We start from the raw sequence: 18,990 nt of genomic DNA, 5'->3' as shown, positions 1-18,990 counted from the left end.
TGCAGTCATCGGCTGCCTGATCCGTCGTCACCATGATGCTCAGAGATTCTCAATGACACCGTCAATCCAGGCCGCCTCCGGCCATTCGCTTCCCTCCACCGGACCGCGCAGGCCGCTGCGCGCCTGGCACGATCTCGCCATCGCCAGAAAGCTCAGCATCATCGGTATCCTCGCCCTGCTCGGGCTGATGATCCCGGTTTTGCTCTACAGCGACAAGCTCAACGAAAGCGTCGGCATCAGCCGCAACGAGCTGCGCAGCTATGCGCCGTTGCGCGAGATGCTGTCGCTGCTGGACGCGCTGCAGGCGCAACGCGTCGAAACCGGCGCCGCCGTCGCAGAATCGGCACGGCGCGCGGACAGCATGCTGACCGACCTGCAACGCCGCGTCGCCGCGTTGCCCGGCTTCGAGAACAGCGCCAAGGCCCTGGCGCGCCTGCGCCAGACGCTGACCGACACGCCCGGCGACAGCGGGGCTGTCGCCGCACGGGCGTCCGCCGCACTGGATGCGATGCGCGACGACAGCCAACTGGTCTATACCCCGTATGTGGAGAGCTACCACCTGGTGGTGGCCAGCCTGATCTACGGCCCGGATACCCGCCAGGCGCTGACCCGCCTGGACACGGCCGCCGATCCGTCGCAGGCCGGTGCACAGGCGCCGGTGCTGCGCGAGCAGATCGCGCAGATCGCGCGCGACCATGCCCGGCTGCGCAAGGAACTGGGAAAGGCGATCAGCCTGCTCAAGCAAGCGGATCCGGTGCTGGCCCAGGGAGTCGCCAGCGAGGCAAGCCGCGCCGACCAGGCCCTGCTGCAACTGTCCGCCGCGCTGGACAGCGGCGCGCCCGATGCCGACCGGCGCTGGAACCGCGCGCTCGACGAGTGGGGCCAGGCGCTGCAATCGCTGAGCGCGACCTCGCTGCAAGCCCTGCAGCGACAGTCGGCATGGCATCTGGCGGACGCGCGCAGCGCGATGTGGTGGACGATCGCCGGGCTGAGCCTGCTGACGCTGCTGATCGTGGCCTTGTGCGTCCACACCCTGTCGGCACTGACCCGCAACGTGCGCCGTGCCGCCGACGTCGCCGCGCAGATTGCGCAGGGTCGCCTGGACACGGCAATCGCGGTGTCAAGCCGCGACGAAAGCGGCCAGTTGCTGGACAACATGCAACAGATGCAGCTGCAGCTGCAGCGCGTGCTGACGGCGCAGGTCGAGATGGCGCAGCGCCACGATGCCGGCCAGATCAGCTACCGCATGGACGAGAGCGCTTTCCCCGGCGACTACGGACGCATGGTCCGCGACAGCAATGCGTTGGCCGCGGCGCAGATCGCGGTGACCCTGCGCCTGGCGCAGATCATGGACCGCTATGCGATCGGCGACCTCAGCGAGGACATGGACCGTCTGCCCGGCGAGAAGGCCGCACTGACCGCGACCATGGATACGGTCAAACAGAACCTGACCGCGATGAACCGCCAGATCGGCCAACTCGCCACGGCCGCAGCGGCCGGCGACTTCAGCGTGCGCGGTGATGCGCAGCGCTTCCAGTACGACTTTCGCGCCATGGTCGACAGCCTCAACCTGCTGATGGCCACCGCTGACGGCAACCTGCAATCCTTGTCCACGCTGCTTCAGGCCATCGCCGCCGGCGATCTGACCGCGCGCATGCATGGCGACTTCAACGGCGTGTTCGCCAGCATGCGCGACAATGCCAATGCCACCGCCGAGCAGTTGGCCGGCATCGTCGGCCGCATCCAGACCGCTGCGATGAGCATCAACAGCGCCGCCAGCGAGATCGCTACCGGCAACGACGACCTGTCGCGGCGCACCGAGCAGCAGGCCGCCAGCCTGGAAGAAACCGCCGCCTCGATGGAAGAACTGACCTCCACCGTGAAGCAGAACGCCGAGCACGCGCGCCAGGCCAACCAGCTCGCCGCCGGTGCGGCCGCTGTCGCCTCGCAGGGCGGCGACGTGGTCGGCAAGGTGGTCAGCACGATGAGCGGCATCGAAACCTCGTCCAAGAAGATCGCCGACATCATCAGCGTCATCGACGGCATCGCCTTCCAGACCAACATCCTGGCGCTCAACGCCGCAGTGGAAGCGGCGCGTGCCGGCGAACAGGGCCGCGGCTTCGCCGTGGTCGCCAGCGAGGTGCGCACGCTGGCCCAACGCTCGGCTGGCGCGGCCAAGGAAATCAAGAGCCTGATCGACGACTCGGTGAGCCAGGTGTCCAACGGCTCGGCGCTGGTGCGCCAGGCCGGGCAGACCATGAGCGAGATCGTGTCCTCGGTGCAGCGCGTCACCGACATCATGGGCGAAATCGCCGCCGCGTCGCAGGAACAATCGGCCGGCATCGAGCAGGTCAATCAGACCGTCACCCAGATGGACGAAGCCACCCAGCAGAACGCCGCGCTGGTCGAGGAAGCCACCGCCGCGGCACGCGCGATGGAGGATCAGGCCGGCCAACTCACCGAGACCGTCGCCCTGTTCAAGATCGAGGCGGCCCATGCCACGCCATCGTCGCGGTCCCGCCCTGCCGCGGCAGGCATGCAACGGCGAGCAAGCCGCTAGCGGCGATCCAACGCAAGCCGCAGCGATACGCCTGCTGGCGGCGCCATGCCCATCAGCCGACCAGCATTGGCCGCGGCGCGCTTCTACGGCCAATGCTGTGTGCGTCGTCACCCGGGCAACGGCGGGCCGGCTGCGAAGGCATGGCGCAAGCGCCCTGCCCGCTGTTTTCGGCATCCGATCGGCAATCTTCTAAAGCCAGCCCGTTTCCCGTCGATAACATGAAAAGCCGGTGATTGTCGGCGCAGCGCCCATCGGGGAGCCCATGCACGATGCCACCATCGCCCAGACGGATCATCCGCGACGGTCCTCGCCGTTGCCGGTCGGCATGCTGTTGCTCGCCGTGTGGGCTAGCTGGTCGGCCGCCAGCCTGCTCTTGCTTGCCAAGCCGCCGGCCAGCGCCGACGCCATCCGCCGGCAATTGCAGGCCTTCGCCTCCACCACACCCCCGCGCGGGCAGGCGGTGGCGTTCCAGTTGCGCGCGGCCGGATGCGATTGCGACCCTGGCGCTCCGGCGTCCACGCCGCCGGGCCTGCGCAGCGTCGATCTGCGCCAGCGGCCGGCGCCGGCGTCACTGCCCTACGCGCTGGTCGTGTTCGATGCCGGCGATCGCCTGGTCTATGCCGGACCTACGCAGATCGAAGGCTGCGGCAAGGCGATTGCCGCCGCAACGCTGATCCCGCGCCTGCTCGCGGCCGGCAATGCCTCGCCACTGATCCTTCCCACTCACTGTGCCTGCCGATAAGGAACCACCTGCATGAGCGCATCGAACACCCACAGCAGCTTCCTCGTCGGCAACGAACGCTACGTCTACCTGCAGAAACTGGCAGCGGCTGCCGACCGGCTGTTCCTGGCGGTGGCCGCGTTCGTCGGCCTGATCGGCCTGGCCATCGCCTGGCGCCAGGGCGTGTGGACGCCGTGGCTGGCGGTGACCTTGCCGACCCTGGTGGTTATCGCGCTGCAGGTGCAGCTGTATCCAGGCACGCTGCTGAGCCGCTGCACCATGGCGCTGGGCTTGATGGTGCTGGCCGCCGTGCTGATCCAGCAGGCCGGCGGCATGACCGAAATTCACTTCGGCGTGATCGTGCTGATCGCCTTGTTGCTGTACTACCGCGACTGGCGGCCGATCCTGGTCGCCTCCGCGGCCATCGCTGTGCATCACCTGCTGTTCTTCTGGCTGCAGCATCGCGGCCTGCCGCTGCGCGCGTTCGCCGCCGACGCGGGGATCGGCATCCTGGCCATGCACGCCGGCTATGTGGTGGTCGAGGCCGGCATCCTGATGGCGATGGCCGTACAGATGCGCAAGCAACTGCTGAACGTGGGCCATGAACCGCGCGAGCTGGCGCTGCTGGCGCGCGCCATCGCCCGCCAGCAACCGCTGCCCGCCTCGATCCGCGGCCTGAGCCTGCCGGAAGGCTCGATCGCGCATACCCTGGTGGTGGCCAGCGAGCAATTGCTGAGCAGCCACGCACAGGACGCGCAGGCGCAGCACGAGAACCTGCGCATCCGCACCGCCTTGGAGAACGTCACCGCCAACGTGATGATCGCCGACGCGGAGCGCAACATCGTCTACATCAACAAGCCGCTGGCGCGCATGCTGTCGGCCGTGCAGGACGACCTGCGCCGCGAGCTGCCCGGCTTCGATGCGAACGACCTGCTGGGACGCAACATCGATGTGTTCCACAAGCGCCCCGAGCACCAGGCCAAGCTGCTGGCCGCGCTGCAGCACACGCACACTGCGCAGATCCGGGTAGGCGGACGCACCATGCGCCTGATCATCAATCCGGTTATCGGCGATGCGTTCGAGCGCCAGGGCTTCGTCGTGGAGTGGGCCGATCGTACCGACGAGATCCAGGTCGAAGAGGAAGTGACCCAGATCGTGCGCGCGGCCGCCGCTGGCGACCTCGATAGCCGCATCGGCCTGGACGGCAAGCAGGGCTTCTTCCTGCTGCTGGCGCAGCAGCTCAACACCTTGCTGGACAACAACGCCGACGGCCTGGCGCGCATTTCCCGGCTGCTGTCGGCGTTGTCGCAGGGCGACCTCACCGCGCGCATGGACGGTGATCTGCATGGCGTGTTCGCGCGTATTCGCGACGACGCCAACGCCACCGCGCTGCAACTGGCGACGATCGTGCGCCAGATCCAGGGCGCATCGGATTCGATCAACAGCTCGGCCGGCGAGATCGCCACCGGCAACGACGACCTGTCGCGGCGCACCGAGCAGCAGGCGGCGAGCCTGGAGCAGACCGCCGCTGCGCTGGAGGAGCTGACCTCCACGGTCAAGCAGAACGCCGAGCACGCGCGCCAGGCCAATCAACTCGCCGTCGGCGCCGCCGCGGTCGCCACCCAGGGCGGCGAGGTGGTCGGCCAGGTGGTGAGCACGATGAGCGGCATCGAAACCTCGTCCAGGAAGATCGCCGACATCATCAGCGTCATCGACGGCATCGCCTTCCAGACCAATATCCTGGCCTTGAACGCCGCGGTGGAAGCCGCACGCGCCGGCGAACAGGGCCGCGGCTTCGCCGTGGTCGCCAGCGAGGTGCGCACCCTCGCCCAGCGCTCGGCCAATGCCGCCAAGGAGATCAAGGGCCTGATCGACGACTCGGTCGGCCGCGTCGCCGAAGGCTCGGCGCTGGTCGACCGCGCCGGCCGCACCATGCAGGAGATCGTGGCCTCGGTGCAGCGCGTGACCGACATCATGGGCGAGATCTCCACCGCCTCGCAGGAGCAGTCGGCCGGCATCGAGCAAGTCAACCGCACCGTCACCCAGATGGACGAGGCGACCCAACGCAATGCCGCGCTGGTCGAGCAAGCCACCGCCAGCGCGCGCTCGATGGAAAGCCAGGCTGGCGAGCTGGCGCGGGCGGTGGCCTCGTTCACGCTGGTGCAGCGTGCGCCGGCCGGCGCCGCGGGCAACGTCGCCATCTTGCATGCAGGCTACAAAAAAGCTGAACACGGCCGATAGCATCGTGGGACGGGCGCAATACGCCGCCCCGCCCCATCCATCATCCCTGTTGCCCACCCATGGCCGAAGGCACCAACAGCGACTCCCCGGAACCGTCTGCGCACGAGGCGACAGAACAGGACGACCGCTTCCTGCTGACCAACCTGCGCGAGATCCGGCAACTGCTGCGGTCGCTGATCAATCAGCGCTCGCAGATCAGCGCGCATGTGGGTGGCCGCGACCAGTCGTTCTCGACCGCGCTGCTGGAGCTGGACGATGACAGCGTGCTGCTGGACCTGAGTGTCAACGAAGCCAGCAACCACTCCGCGGAGCAGGCGGAGTACCTGTTGTGCTTCGCGCAGGTGGACAAGGTGCGGCTGCGTTTCCGCATCGTCGGCCTGGAACGGGTCGCGCACGGCGACGCGCCTGGCTTCCGTGCGCCGCTGCCGGATTCGCTGTACTACCTGCAGCGCCGCGAGCACTTCCGGTTAGAGACGCCGATCACGGAATCGCCGATGTGCCTGCTGCGGCTGGACGATGCCAGCCCGCCCACCGAACTGGTGCTGCGGGTCATCGACATCAGTGGCGGCGGCCTGGCGGTGGTGCTGGTGTCCGGCCAGCCGCTGCCGGAGGAGCGGCAAAGCTACCCGCGCTGCGTCTTGCAGTTGCCCGACGCCGACGCCATCGGGCTGACCCTGCAGGTCTGCAACATAGATCCGCAAAAGCTGGCCAACGGCCAGGACACGCTGCGCGTCGGGCTGCGCTTCGCCGACCTGCCACGCGGCGCCGACGCGGCGATCCAGCGCTACATCTTCCGCATCGAGCGCCAGCGCAGCGCGCGCAAGAGCGGCGTGCTGTCGTGAACAGCGCTTCGAGCGCCCACGGCGACCCCTGTAGGAGCATGTTTTTTGTGGGAGGGACTTCAGTCCCGACGCATGACACCGCGACTTCCGCGCGCCGCTGTAGGAGCGGCTTCAGCCGCGACCGGGGGTTACCAGGAAAGCCCCGGTCGCGGCTGAAGCCGCCCCTACAGCACACGCCATCCTTATCGAATGCACCAGGCCGGTCCGGACGGTGACAGGACCGCTAAAGTTCCGCCCCACCCCGCCGATCTAGTGCAAGAGCCGCATTTCCCGCTTCCCGCCATCCCTGCGCAATTCCGTGCGCACCAGGAGCACACGATGAACGACAAGAACACCTCTGCCTCCGGTGCCACCGGCGGCGAATTCCTCAGCTTCACCCTCGGCGAAGAACATTACGGCGTCGACATCCTGAAAGTGCAGGAGATCCGTGGCTACGATTCGGTCACCCGGGTCCCAGACGCCCCGGAATACATCAAGGGCGTGATCAACCTGCGCGGCACCATCGTGCCGGTGATCGACCTGCGCCTGAAGCTGCGCCTCAAGGAAGCGCGCTACGACGCCTTCACCGTGATGATCGTGCTCAACGTCGAGGACCGCGTGGTCGGCATCGTCGTGGACAGCGTCTCCGACGTGATCCCATTGAACGAGGAGCAGATCCGGCCGACGCCCGAATTCGGCGCCGCGGTGGATACCCGCTTCATCTCCGGCATCGGCACCCAGGACGACAAGATGCTGATCCTGCTGGACATCGAGACCCTGCTCGACAGCGCCGACCTGAGCCAGCACGCGCACGTCGACGAAGCCGCCTGAGCGGCCTGAGCCGCGGCCGCGCCGCGGTTGCGCCCGCAATTCCCGACCCGCCGTCCATCGGCGGGTTTTTTCTTTCCGAAATGCGAACTGCTAGGCACTTGCGCCGGTCAAGTTCGTCGTGACCACGCCGATAGCTGATTGGTAGCCGCGATTCAGTTGCGGCCGATTCATTTTCCCACCCCTTCCCGCCCCTAAAGGAGTTTCTCCGTGAAACCGAACTTCCCGTTGCTGCTGATCCTGCTGCTTGCCGCCAGCCCGAGCGCCTTTGCCCAGTCGCAGCAGATGATCCCGCCGGAGATGGCGGCCCGCTTCGTGGGCAAGGACGGCATGGTCTGCGGCAAGGTCGAGAAGGCCAAGTACGCGCAGAACTCCGAAGGCGAGCCGACCTTCCTGTACATGGGCGGCATGTTCCCGCGCCACACCTTCTCTGCGCGCATCGCCGGCGCCGACCGCGGCAAGTTCGGCTTCGCGCCGGAAAGCCTGGAAGGCAAGGACGTGTGCGTGATCGGCAAAATCGAACGCGACAGCTCGCGCGCCGAGATCCAGGTCAGCGCGCCGTCCAGCCTGAAGCTGGCCACGATCAAGTAAGACGACGAAGCGTCGCCTCGCCGGAGCCCATGCGCCCCGGCAAGGCGGCGTTTTTGTTTTTCTGATGCTTCGCCACCGTTGTCGAACCAAGGGGAAATGCGTTCATGCAGTGGATAAAAAATCTGAAGCTGATGCCGAAGCTGATGCTGGCGTTCGGTCTCGTGCTCGCCATCATGTTGATCCAGGGACTGGTCGCCTACAACGGCCTGCATTCGATCAACAACGTGGCTGACAATGCCTCCAATCAGGTGGTGCCCAGCGTGCGCACCGGCGGCGAGATGCGCGGCATCCTCGGCGAATACCGCAGCGCGGCCTACCAGAGCCTGATCCGCAGCAGCGATGCGATCAAGAAAGACGCCGAAACGCGCAAGGTTGCGCTGAAGAAGCGGATGGACGAGATCATCGCCCAGTATCCGCCGATGATCGGCAGCCCGCAGGAGCGCGCGATCTACGAGCGCACCGCGGCGGACTGGAAGAAGGCCACCGCCTCCTACCAGTCGGTGGACGAGATGCTGCAGCTGGAACTGCACGACGATGCGATCGACACCTTCACCGGCGAGACCCGCACTCTGCACAACAAGGTCGTGGACGACGTGATCGCGCTGATCGGCGAGAACAACCGCCAGGCGCAGGTCGCCGCAGTGGTCGCCAACACCACCTACCGTCGGTCCTCGGCCTTGCTGCTGATGTGCGTGGTGATCGGCGTCATCGGCGCCGTAGGCCTGGCCTGGCTGTTCGGGCGCATGCTGGCCAGCAACGTGCGCAGCGCGGTCAAGGTCGCCAACGAGGTCGCCGGCGGCAAGCTCGACGGGCACATCGACGCCACCGGCAAGGACGAGATAGGCGAACTGCTGCAGGCGCTCAAGCGCATGCAGCAGGACCTGCGCGAGCGCACCGAGCGCGACGCGGCGGTGGCTGCCGAGAACCTGCGCATTCGCACCGCGCTGGACAACTCCTCCACCGGCATGTACATCGCCGACCTGGACTACACCATCGTCTACGCGAACCCGTCGATGCAGGGCATCGTCGACAAGTACGCCGACCAGATCAGCAAGATCGCCCCTGCATTCGACTCGAGCATGCCGCTGGTCGGTTCCTCGCTGTCGGTGCTGGAATACGGCAACCAGATCGACACACGCACCGTGGCCGCGATCGAGAAGCAGGGCATCGCCGAGCGCGAGATGGCCTACGGCCATGCCCGCATCGCGCAGATCGTGTCCAGCATCCGCGACGCGCACGGTAGCCATGTCGGCTTCGTCTGCGAATCGCGCGATCGCACCGTCGAAGCACAGGTCGAAGAGGAAGTGGCCAAGATCGTGCAGGCCGCCGCCGCCGGCGACCTGTCCGGACGCGTGGCCACCGAAGGCAAGCAGGGTTTCTTCCTGCAGTTGGCGCAGCAGCTCAACGGCCTGCTGCAGGCAAACGGCGACAGCATCGGCGAAGTCTCCAAGCTTCTGACCGCGCTGTCGCACGGCGACCTGACCGCGCGCATGCACGGCGAGTTCGAGGGCGTGTTCGCCAGCATGCGCGACGACGCCAATGCCACCGCCGAGCAACTCGCCGCCATCGTCGGCCGCATCCAGACCGCTGCGGTCAGCATCAACGCCTCCGCTGGCGAGATCGCCGCCGGCAACGACGACCTGTCGCGCCGCACCGAGCAACAGGCGGCGAACCTGGAAGAGACTGCCGCGTCGATGGAGGAATTGACCTCCACCGTGAAGCAGAACGCCGAGCATGCACGCCAGGCCAATCAACTTGCGGTCGGTGCGGCCGCGGTCGCCTCGCAAGGCGGCGCCGTGGTCGGCCAGGTCGTCACCACGATGAGCGGCATCGAGACCTCCTCGAAGAAGATCGCCGACATCATCAGCGTCATCGACGGCATCGCGTTCCAGACCAATATCCTGGCGCTCAACGCCGCAGTGGAAGCGGCGCGTGCCGGCGAACAAGGCCGCGGCTTCGCCGTGGTCGCCAGCGAGGTGCGCACGCTCGCCCAGCGCTCGGCCAATGCCGCCAAGGAGATCAAGGGCCTGATCGACGCCTCGGTGAGCCAGGTCGCCAACGGTTCGGCGTTGGTGCGCCAGGCCGGGCAGACCATGAGCGAGATCGTGTCCTCGGTGCAGCGCGTCACCGACATCATGAGCGAGATCGCGGCCGCGTCCCAGGAGCAGTCGTCCGGCATCGAGCAGGTCAACCAGACCGTCACCCAGATGGACGAGACCACCCAGCAGAACGCCGCGCTGGTGGAAGAAGCCACTGCCGCCGCACGCTCGATGGAAGAACAGGCCGGGCAACTGACCGAAGCGGTCTCGATCTTCCGCGTGGAGCAGACGCCGGCCAGCGCGCCGACGCCGACGCCGCGCCATGCGCAGGTGCACTCGATCCGCACGGTGGCCACGAAGCCGGCCGCGGTGCCATCGAGCAAGCCGGCGCTGGCCACCCGCAGTAACAAGTCCGTACCGGCCCTGGCTGATTCGGACTGGCAAGAGTTCTGAGGCGCCGGCAATCGCGGCGTTCATGCACTTCCCGATCCCCGGCCACGCGCCGGGGATTTTTTTGCCGGACGCATGTCGCGGTGCGGGTCGCGCCGTTCGCTCAGGGCCGGCGCGCGCCTGGTCTCAACCGGGCGGCAGGCACGCGCGTGGCAATGGCAGAAACAGACTGGTCGAAGTTCCGTATCCAGTGCCATGAGCGGGCTCATCGAATCCGAATTGCATCACAGTTGAACGCGTTCCGTGCAATGGCGAACTCAAGCGCTAGGCGCGGCAGTCGATATCCGATTAATGATGCATGAATGCATGCCTGCCACTGCGCTCGTCATCGCCGCCGCTTCGGAGCCTGAGATGCCACGCCAGACCGATCTGAAATCGTCCCTGCTCGCTGCGCTGCTATGCGTGCTCGGCTGCGCCACGGTAGTCGCGGTGGGGTATCTGGGTACCCGCAACCTCGACGACTCGCGCGAGCACCTGCAGCAGTTGCAGACCCGGCAAGCGCCAGCGGCCATGGCCTTGTGCGAGCTGCGTGCGCAACTAGCGGAATTGCGCCTGTATCAACTGTCGCTGATCGCCGCCACCGGCAATGCCGCGGAGGTGGCCGACTACGACCAGCGTATCGAGCAATCGCTGCGCGGCGCACACAAGCAGGTGGCGCTGTACATCGCCACCATGCCGAGCGGCGAAGAACGCCAACGCTTCGCCACGATCCAGGCCGAACTCGATGCCTACCTGAAGTTGCACCGGCAGATCGGCGCGGCGGTGCATGCCGGGGATCACGAACGCGCCAACCAGCTGTCAACGCAACAGGCGCTGCCGCAGCGCCGCGCCCTGTTCGCCGACCTGGAGGAACTGAGCCGCATCAACGCCCGCCACGCGCCGCATGCGGAAGCCGACGTGCTCATCTACGCCCACCGCTAGCCCCGACGCACCGCACCGCATCGCACCGCCAACGTCTTCGACCGATCTGCTGCACGGAACCGTCAATGCACCTCCTCAAACAACTGAAAATCCGCGACAAGCTGATCTTCACATTCGCCATGACCACGCTGTTGACCCTGTTCATAGGCGTGTTCACTTATTCGCGCACTACCCTGGCGATGGCCGAGCTCAAGCGCATCGAGCTGGATTGGGTGCCGGCCACGCAGGCGCTGGCCGAAGTCCGCGCGCAGCTTGGCGAGTTCCGCACCTACGAACTGGCGCAGATTGCGCGCGCCGACGATCCGGAAGCGATGGCCGACTACTTCAACCGCATGCAGAAGGCGCGCACCGAAGTGGCGAAGAACCAGGCGATCATCGAACGGGTGATGCTGGAGCAGACGCAGCGGCAGATGTATGCCGGGGTGAGGAAAAAACTGGACGCCTACCTGCAGAGCAATACCGCGATGGGCGATGCGCTGCGGTCGGGCGACGTCGCCGCCGCGCAGGCCATCTCCGACACGCAGTCGCGGCCGCTGCGGCGCGCACTGTTCGAATGCATCGTGGCGCTGACCGACTACAACGTCACGCAGCTGAACCAGGAAATGAACATCATCAACGCGCAGCTGTCGCGCACCAAGCTGTTGATCCTGAGCCTGCTGGTGTTGACCATTGCCGCTGCGTCCAGCATCGGCTGGCTGCTCTCGCGCGGCATCGCGCGGCAGCTCGATGCGGCACGGCAGCTGTCGCAGGCGATCGCCCGCGGCGAGCTGGACAGTGCGGTGCGTCCCCATTCCAGCGACGAGATCGGCCAGCTGATGGGCGATATGCTGGACATGCGTGGCCGCATCCGCGCGGTGATCGACGCGCAGAACCAGATGGCGCAGCGCCACGAGCAGGGCACGATCAGCTATCGCATGGACGCGACCGCCTTCCCCGGCAACTACGGCCGCATGGTCAAGGCCAGCAACGACCTGGTCGCCGCGCACGTGGCGGTGAAGTTGCGCCTGGTACAGATCATCCAGCGCTATGCGGTCGGCGACCTGAGCGAAAACATGGAGCGCCTGCCCGGCGAGAAAGCGGTGCTGACCGAGACGATGGACACCGCCAAGGCCAACCTGACGGCGATGAACGCGCAGATCAAGCAACTTGCCGAAGCCGCTGCGGCCGGCGATTTCAGCGCGCGCGGCGACGCCGAGCGGTTCGAGTACGACTTCCGCACGATGGTGCAGAACCTCAACGCGATGATGCAGGTCAGCGACCTGACCCTGGGCGAGCTGTCGCAGCTGCTGCAGGCCATCGCCGCCGGCGATCTGAGCGTGCGCATGCACGGCGAGTTCCATGGCGTGTTCGCCAGCATGCGCGACGACGCCAATGCCACCGCCGAACAGCTGGCCGGCATCGTCGGCCGCATCCAGACCGCGGCGGCCAGCATCAACGTCGCCTCCTCGGAGATCGCCACCGGCAACGAAGACCTATCGCGACGCACCGAACAGCAGGTCGCCAGCCTGCAACAGACGGCCACGTCGATGGACGAGCTGACCGCCACAGTCAGGCAGAACGCCGAGCATGCACGCCAGGCCAACCAGCTCGCGGTCGGCGCCGCCGCGGTCGCCTCGCAGGGCGGCGAGGTGGTGAGCCAGGTGGTGACTACCATGAGCGGCATCGAGATCTCTTCGGAGAAGATCGCCGACATCATCAGCGTCATCGACGGCATCGCCTTCCAGAACAACATCCTGGCCTTGAATGCGGCAGTGGAAGCCGCGCGCGCCGGCGAGCAGGGCCGCGGTTTCGCCGTGGTCGCCAGCGAGGTGCGCACCCTGGCCCAGCGCTCGGCGGGCGCGGCCAAGGAGATCAAGCACCTGATCGACGACTCGGTCACCCGCGTCGCCGGAGGGTCGGCGCTGGTCGATCAAGCCGGCCGCACCATGCAGGAGATCGTGTCCTCGGTGCAGCGCGTGACCGATATCATGGGCGAGATCTCCGCCGCCTCGCAGGAGCAGTCGTCGGGCATCGAGCAGGTCAACCAGACCATCAGCCGGATGGACGAGGCGACCCAGCAGAACGCCGCGCGGGTCGAGGAAGCCTCCGCCGCCGCGCGCACGCTGCAGACCCAGGCCGGCCAGCTCAGCGCCACCATCGCCGAGTTCAAGCTGGACCCGCACGCCAGCAAGCCGCCAGCACACGCCGCGCCTGGCACCGCACCGCGCCCGCGTGGCCAGGCCAAGGCGCGACCGGCGGCGCGCATGCGCAGCGCAGCGGGCAGCGCGGGCACGGCCGCCGCCGCAGACCAGTGGCAGGAATTCTGAGCGCGGCAGCGGCGCCGGCACAGGCCGCGTCTTGTTCCGGCGTCAACTTCGCTCGGCGCCGGCCGATAAACCGATAGACCGATCACCGCTGCGAGCCATGGCCACTCCAACGTCTTCCCTGCCCCACCCCGGTTCCGACAATCGCGACTTCGACTTCAGCGATCGCGATTTCAAACGGGTCTGCGACCTGATCTACCAGAAGGCGGGCATCGCCCTGGCCCCGGCCAAGCGCGACATGGTCTACGGCCGCCTGTCGCGGCGCCTGCGTACGCTGGGCCTGCGCTCGTTCCGCGACTATCTGGACTGGCTGGAGCGCGACGGCGGCGACGAGTGGGAAGCGTTCACCAATGCGCTGACCACCAACCTGACCTCGTTCTTCCGCGAGCCGCACCACTTCGAGCGCCTGCGCGAGGAGCTGCAGAAGCATGCCAGCTCGGCGCCGCTGAAGATCTGGTCGTGCGCCGCCTCCACCGGCGAGGAACCCTATTCGTTGGCGATCACCGTGTGCGAGGCGTTCGGCACGCTGACCCCGCCGGTGCGGATCCTGGCAACCGACGTGGACACGCAGGTGCTGGCGACCGCCTCGCGCGGCGTGTACGCGGTCGATCGCATCGCCAGCCTGGACCCGGCGCTGAAGCGCAAGTACTTCCAGCGCGGCAGCGGCGCCAACGAAGGCCAGTGCCGGGTGGTGCCGGCGCTGCGCGAGCTGCTCGAATTCCGCCAGTTGAACCTGCTGGAACCGCGCTACGACGTCAGCGGCCCGTACCTGGCGCTGTTCTGCCGCAACGTGATGATCTATTTCGACAAGCCGACCCAACGTGGCATCCTGTCGCGGCTGGTCCCGCACCTGGACGACGAAGGCATGCTCTACACCGGCCATTCGGAGAACTACCTGCATGCGGCCGACCTGATCCAGCCGTGCGGGCGCACCCTGTACCGGCGCGCCGCCAAGGCACGCGCATGAGAGCCGCCACGATGGTCGCGGATCAGGTGATGCGCTACCACGACACCCGCTTCCAGACCATAGCGGCCAAGCTGTTGCCGACCCAGTACCTGGTGGTGGACGACGACACCGCGCTGACCACCATCCTCGGCTCCTGCGTGGCCGCCTGCATCCGCGACCCGCTGCTGAAGATCGGCGGCATGAACCACTTCATGCTGCCCGACGGCCAGGCCGGCGACGGCGCACCGGCGCGCTATGGCAGCTATGCGATGGAAGTGCTGATCAACGACCTGCTCAAGCGCGGCGCCAGCCGTAGCCGCCTGGAAGCCAAGGTGTTCGGCGGCGGCAACGTGCTCAAGGGTTTCACCAACAACCCGGTCGGTACCCGCAACGCCGAGTTCGTATTGCAGTATCTGAAGGCCGAGCAGATCCCGGTGGTGGCCGAGGATCTGCGCGGCATCCATCCGCGCAAGATCTGGTTCTTTCCCACCACCGGCCGCGTGGTCGTGCAGCGCCTGCCGCATGCGCACGAAGAAGCCGAAGTCGCCGCCGCCGAATCGGCGGTGCGTGCCCGCCTCGCCAAAGCGCCGGTCACCGGCGCCGTGGAGTTGTTCGAATGAGCTCAGAAATCCCTTGCCGCGTGCTGATCGTCGACGATTCGGCAGTCGTGCGGCAGATGTTGACCGAAATCCTGTCGCGCGCACCCGGCATCGAAGTCGTCGGCTCGGCCGCCGATCCGATCCTGGCGCGCGAGAAGATCAAGCGGCTCAATCCGGACGTGATCACCCTGGACGTGGAAATGCCGCGCATGGACGGCCTGGCGTTCCTGGAAAACCTGATGCGGCTGCGGCCCACGCCAGTGGTGATGATCTCCTCGCTGACCGAGCGCGGCGCCGACACCACGCTACAGGCGCTGGCGCTGGGCGCGGTGGATTTCATTTCCAAGCCCAAGCTGGACGTGGCGCGCGGCCTGGAGGAGTACGCCGAGGAAATCATCGGCAAGGTCAAGGCGGCGGCCAAGGCCAAGGTCCGCGCACTCGACCGCCCGGCCGCGCCGCGGCCTGCCGGCAACGCCGTGGCAGCGCCCAGCGCGGTGTCCACGTTGAAGTTCCGCACCACCGACCGGCTGATCGCGATCGGCGCCTCCGCTGGCGGCACCGAGGCGCTGCGCGTGGTACTGGAAGGCATGCCCGCCGATGCGCCGGCGGTGGTGATGACCCAGCACCTGCCCGCCGGCTTCAGCACCGCCTTCGCCGACCGCCTCAACCGGCACTCGGCGATGGCGGTACGCGAGGCCAGCGAGGGCGAAGCGATCCTGCCCGGCCACGCCTACCTGCCGCCCGGCGGCAAGCACCTGCAGGTGGTCCGCGACGGTGCGCGCTGGCGCTGCAAGATCGACGACGGCCCGCCGGTCAACCGGCACAAGCCGGCGGTGGACGTGCTGTTCCAGTCGGTGGCGCGCAATGCCGGCGCCAACGCGATCGGCGCAGTACTGACCGGTATGGGCGACGACGGCGCGCGCGGCCTGCTGGAAATGTTGCAGGCCGGCGCCAGCACGCTGGTACAGGACGAGGCGACAAGCGTAGTCTGGGGTATGCCCGGCAGCGCATTCCGGCTGGGCGCCGCACAGGAAGTGTTGCCGCTGGACAGGATCGCCGAGCGCCTGATCGCGTTGTCCAACCAGGCCCGCTAGGGGCTGTTCGACGCGATCGGGAGGCGTCGCGCCGTGCTTGGGCACGTGCGCGGCAAGCAACAACGGGGAAACGTATGTCGATGAGCGAGCGAGTGATGACGCCATTGCGCACGCGCCAGAAAACGGCGCGCGGGCTTACCGTGCGCGCTGTGCGACACGGCCATGCGGCCTGCCGCCATTGTGTTGCAGGACCCTAGGCGATGCCGCGCCAACGCGCCAGCAAACCGATCGCGCCCGTCGCCGGCACCGTGGTCGCGGCGACGGCGCTGCGCAAGCTGCAAGCGCGCGAGCAGGCACTGCTGAACTGTCTGCAGCAGGCGCCCGACGGCGTGGTGGTAATCGACGCGGACGCACGCATCCTGGCCTTCAACCAGACCGCCGAAGCGCTGTGGGGGTTGCCGCAGGCGCAGGTGCTAGGGCGTCCGCTCGGCGAGCTGGTGCCGGAGGATGCGCGTGCGGCGTTCCTGGCCAGGTGCATGCAGCCTGGCCCGGGCGCGCCCGGCGACAGCCACGAACTGCAGTTGCCCGGCAAGGACGGCGTGCAGCGCTGGGTGGCGGTGAGCGCGGCCACGGTGCCGCAGGAGTCCACGCCGCTGTACGTGGTGTTCGTGCGCGACATCAGCGCCGAACGCGAGCGCGACGTCAAGATGCGGATCCTGTCGCTGGCGCTGGACCGCAGCGACAACGCCATCGTGGTGTGCGACGCGCAGTTGGCCATTCTCTACGCCAACCCCGGTTTCGTGCACATGTTCGGCCATGCCGCCGACGACGTGCGCGGGCTGCTGCCGAGCAGCGTGCTGCACGGCACCGGCACCGACATGCAGGTGATCCGGCTGATCCGCGAGCGCGTGGTCGGGGGTCAGGGCCACCAGACCGACCTGCTGGTCTACCGCAAGGACGGCTCGCCGCTGTGGACCACGATCGTGGCCAATCCGATCGCCGACGCGGACGGCCGCATCCAGCACTACGTGCTGTCGTTCACCGACATCACCCAGAGCAAGATGCACGAGGTCCTGCACAAGAACGTGCTCGACGCGCTGGTCCGCGAACAGCCGCTGGTCGACGTGGCGACCCTGATCTGCAGCGAGGTCGAGCGCATCGCCCCGCAGGTGGTGGCCTCGATCGTCAGCGTTGATGGCAATGGCCGGTTGCACCCGCTGGCCTCGCCGAGCCTGCCGACCGCGTTCAACGCGGCAGTCGAATCCATGCGCGTGGGCCCCACCTCCGGTGCCTGCGGCGCGGCGATCTGGCACGGCACGCAGGTGCTCGTGCGCGACGCCGCCACCGACCCGCTGTTCGCCGATTACCGCGCGCTGGTGCAGCAACTCGGCCTGGGCAGCTGCGTGGCCAGCCCGATCAAGTCCAACGGCGGGCGCGTGCTCGGCAGTTTCGTGCTGTATTACCGCCACGTCTGCGAACCGCAGGCCTGGCACCTGCGGCTGATCGAGCTGTGCCTGCACCTGTGCGCGCTGGCGCTGGAGCGCGCGCAGACCAAGGCGCGCGTGCACCAGCTGGCGTTCTACGATGCGCTGACCGACCTGCCCAACCGGGTGATGTTCAGCGCCCGCGCCGAACAGGCGCTGGCCGCCGCCGAATACCACGGGTTTCCGGTGGCGATCCTGTTCGTCGACATCGACCGCTTCAAGCGCGTCAACGAGACCCAGGGCCATGCCGCCGGCGACGGCCTGCTGCGCGACATCGCGCGACGCCTGGGCGAAACCTTGAGCGCGACCGACCTGATCGGCCGCCAGGCTGGCGACGAGTTCGTGCTGATGCTGCCGCAGTGCGGTGCCGAGCAGGCGGCCGGGGTGGCCGAGCGCCTGCTGCTGGCGCTGGCCGAGCCGGTGGTGGTCGGCGACGTGACCCTGCACCCGGGCGCCAGCATCGGCGTGGCGATGTTCCCCGACGACGGCCGCGACATCGAGACCCTGCTGCGCCACGCCGACCTGGCCATGTACCGGGCCAAGAACGAAGGCGGCGGCAGTTTCCGCTTCTTCAGCGCCGACATGAACCGCATGGCGCAGGAACGCGTGGCGCTGGAGACGGCGCTGCGCGAAGCGTTGCGCCGCGATCAGCTGCAACTGCACTACCAGCCGCAGCTGCACAGCCAGCCGCCCTGCGCGCTGTACGGCGTGGAAGCGCTGCTGCGCTGGCAGCACCCGCATCTGGGCGACATCTCGCCGGCGCGCTTCGTGCCGATGGCCGAGGAATGCGGGCTAATCGACGAACTCGGACATTGGGCGCTGCGCCAGGCCTGTCGGCAGATGGCCGATTGGCGCCTGCGCGGGGTGCCGGTGCCGCGCGTGGCGGTCAACCTGTCGGCCAGCAACTTCGCCGACGCGCAGCTGCCCGCGCACGTAGCGCAGATGCTGAGCACGCATAGGTTGCTGCCCAGCGACCTGGCGCTGGAGATGACCGAGAGCGTCATGCTGTCCAACGCCCCGGCGGTGCTGGCCAATCTGCGTCAATTGCAGGCCAGCGGCGTGCGCCTGTCGCTGGACGATTTCGGAACAGGCTATTCCAGCCTCAGCCATCTGCACCAGTTGCCGGTCAACGAACTCAAGCTGGACATGAGCTTCGTGCGCGACCTGGAACACAGCGAGACCGCGCGCGCATTGACCACCTCGGTGCTGCGCATCGGCGAGAGCCTGCGCCTGCACACCGTCGCCGAAGGCGTGGAAACCGAAGCGCAACGCGCCTTCCTGTCCTGGCTGGGCTGCGACGTGCTGCAGGGCTTCCTGTTCGCGCCGGCGTTGCCGGCCATCCAGCTGGAACGCTGGCTCGACGCGCGCCAGGCCGACACGGATCGTGCAACGCCGCCGCCCGGTTCCCGCGGCGCGAAACCAAGGGCCGCGCCACCCATCGGTTAGAGCGCG

Annotated in this window: 13 protein-coding genes; all 13 read left to right on the top strand. The window is 67.6% G+C overall.

What is annotated here, in order from left to right; all coding sequences use genetic code 11:
- Positions 1 to 52: 52 nt before the first annotated feature.
- The 13 genes from ISN38_RS19200 to ISN38_RS19140 all read left to right on the top strand — a co-directional run bounded on the left by ISN38_RS19200 (position 53) and on the right by ISN38_RS19140 (position 18,984).
- Positions 53 to 2,560 (top strand): HAMP domain-containing methyl-accepting chemotaxis protein, encoded by a 2,508-nt coding sequence (locus ISN38_RS19200; protein ID WP_058364135.1) that lies wholly within the window; start codon positions 53 to 55, stop codon positions 2,558 to 2,560.
- A gap of 262 nt (positions 2,561 to 2,822) precedes the next feature.
- Positions 2,823 to 3,302: a hypothetical protein gene (locus ISN38_RS19195; RefSeq protein WP_003467798.1), complete on the top strand. Its 480-nt coding sequence runs from the start codon at positions 2,823 to 2,825 to the stop codon at positions 3,300 to 3,302.
- Positions 3,303 to 3,314: 12 nt separating this feature from the next.
- Positions 3,315 to 5,522 carry a methyl-accepting chemotaxis protein gene (locus tag ISN38_RS19190; protein WP_003467800.1) on the top strand — a complete coding sequence of 736 codons (2,208 nt, stop codon included), beginning with the start codon at positions 3,315 to 3,317 and terminating at the stop codon, positions 5,520 to 5,522.
- A 59-nt stretch (positions 5,523 to 5,581) separates the two neighbouring features.
- Positions 5,582 to 6,364 (top strand): flagellar brake protein, encoded by a 783-nt coding sequence (locus tag ISN38_RS19185; RefSeq protein WP_058364133.1) that lies wholly within the window; start codon positions 5,582 to 5,584, stop codon positions 6,362 to 6,364.
- 318 nt (positions 6,365 to 6,682) lie between these two features.
- Positions 6,683 to 7,174 (top strand): chemotaxis protein CheW, encoded by a 492-nt coding sequence (locus ISN38_RS19180; RefSeq protein WP_003467814.1) that lies wholly within the window; start codon positions 6,683 to 6,685, stop codon positions 7,172 to 7,174.
- Positions 7,175 to 7,456: 282 nt separating this feature from the next.
- Positions 7,457 to 7,762 carry a hypothetical protein gene (locus ISN38_RS19175; RefSeq protein WP_141696369.1) on the top strand — a complete coding sequence of 102 codons (306 nt, stop codon included), beginning with the start codon at positions 7,457 to 7,459 and terminating at the stop codon, positions 7,760 to 7,762.
- Positions 7,763 to 7,866: 104 nt separating this feature from the next.
- Positions 7,867 to 10,254, top strand: a complete 2,388-nt coding sequence (locus tag ISN38_RS19170) for a methyl-accepting chemotaxis protein (protein WP_003467822.1) — start codon at positions 7,867 to 7,869, stop codon at positions 10,252 to 10,254.
- Positions 10,255 to 10,602: 348 nt separating this feature from the next.
- Complete coding sequence (locus ISN38_RS19165; protein ID WP_058358790.1) at positions 10,603 to 11,172, top strand: MCP four helix bundle domain-containing protein; 570 nt, start codon at positions 10,603 to 10,605, stop codon at positions 11,170 to 11,172.
- Between the two features lie 65 nt (positions 11,173 to 11,237).
- Positions 11,238 to 13,478 (top strand): methyl-accepting chemotaxis protein, encoded by a 2,241-nt coding sequence (locus tag ISN38_RS19160; RefSeq protein WP_206711980.1) that lies wholly within the window; start codon positions 11,238 to 11,240, stop codon positions 13,476 to 13,478.
- Positions 13,479 to 13,575: 97 nt separating this feature from the next.
- Positions 13,576 to 14,442 (top strand): CheR family methyltransferase, encoded by an 867-nt coding sequence (locus ISN38_RS19155; RefSeq protein WP_003465538.1) that lies wholly within the window; start codon positions 13,576 to 13,578, stop codon positions 14,440 to 14,442.
- Positions 14,439 to 15,041, top strand: coding sequence for a chemoreceptor glutamine deamidase CheD (gene cheD, locus ISN38_RS19150; protein ID WP_009601101.1), 603 nt, complete (start codon positions 14,439 to 14,441; stop codon positions 15,039 to 15,041). Before ISN38_RS19155 ends, cheD begins: the two co-directional genes overlap by 4 nt.
- A complete protein-coding gene (locus ISN38_RS19145; protein ID WP_003465535.1) occupies positions 15,038 to 16,114 on the top strand; it encodes a protein-glutamate methylesterase/protein-glutamine glutaminase in 1,077 nt (358 codons plus the stop codon). The genes cheD and ISN38_RS19145 overlap by 4 nt, the downstream gene beginning before the upstream one ends.
- A gap of 200 nt (positions 16,115 to 16,314) precedes the next feature.
- Positions 16,315 to 18,984 (top strand): sensor domain-containing protein, encoded by a 2,670-nt coding sequence (locus ISN38_RS19140; RefSeq protein WP_206711979.1) that lies wholly within the window; start codon positions 16,315 to 16,317, stop codon positions 18,982 to 18,984.
- The last annotated feature ends 6 nt before the right edge of the window (positions 18,985 to 18,990 follow it).

The organism is Xanthomonas translucens pv. undulosa (assembly GCF_017301775.1).
Classification (GTDB): Bacteria; Pseudomonadota; Gammaproteobacteria; order Xanthomonadales; family Xanthomonadaceae; genus Xanthomonas_A; species Xanthomonas_A translucens.
The sequence above is the reverse complement of the archived record's forward strand: the minus strand, read 5'-3'. Positions and strand labels throughout refer to the sequence as shown.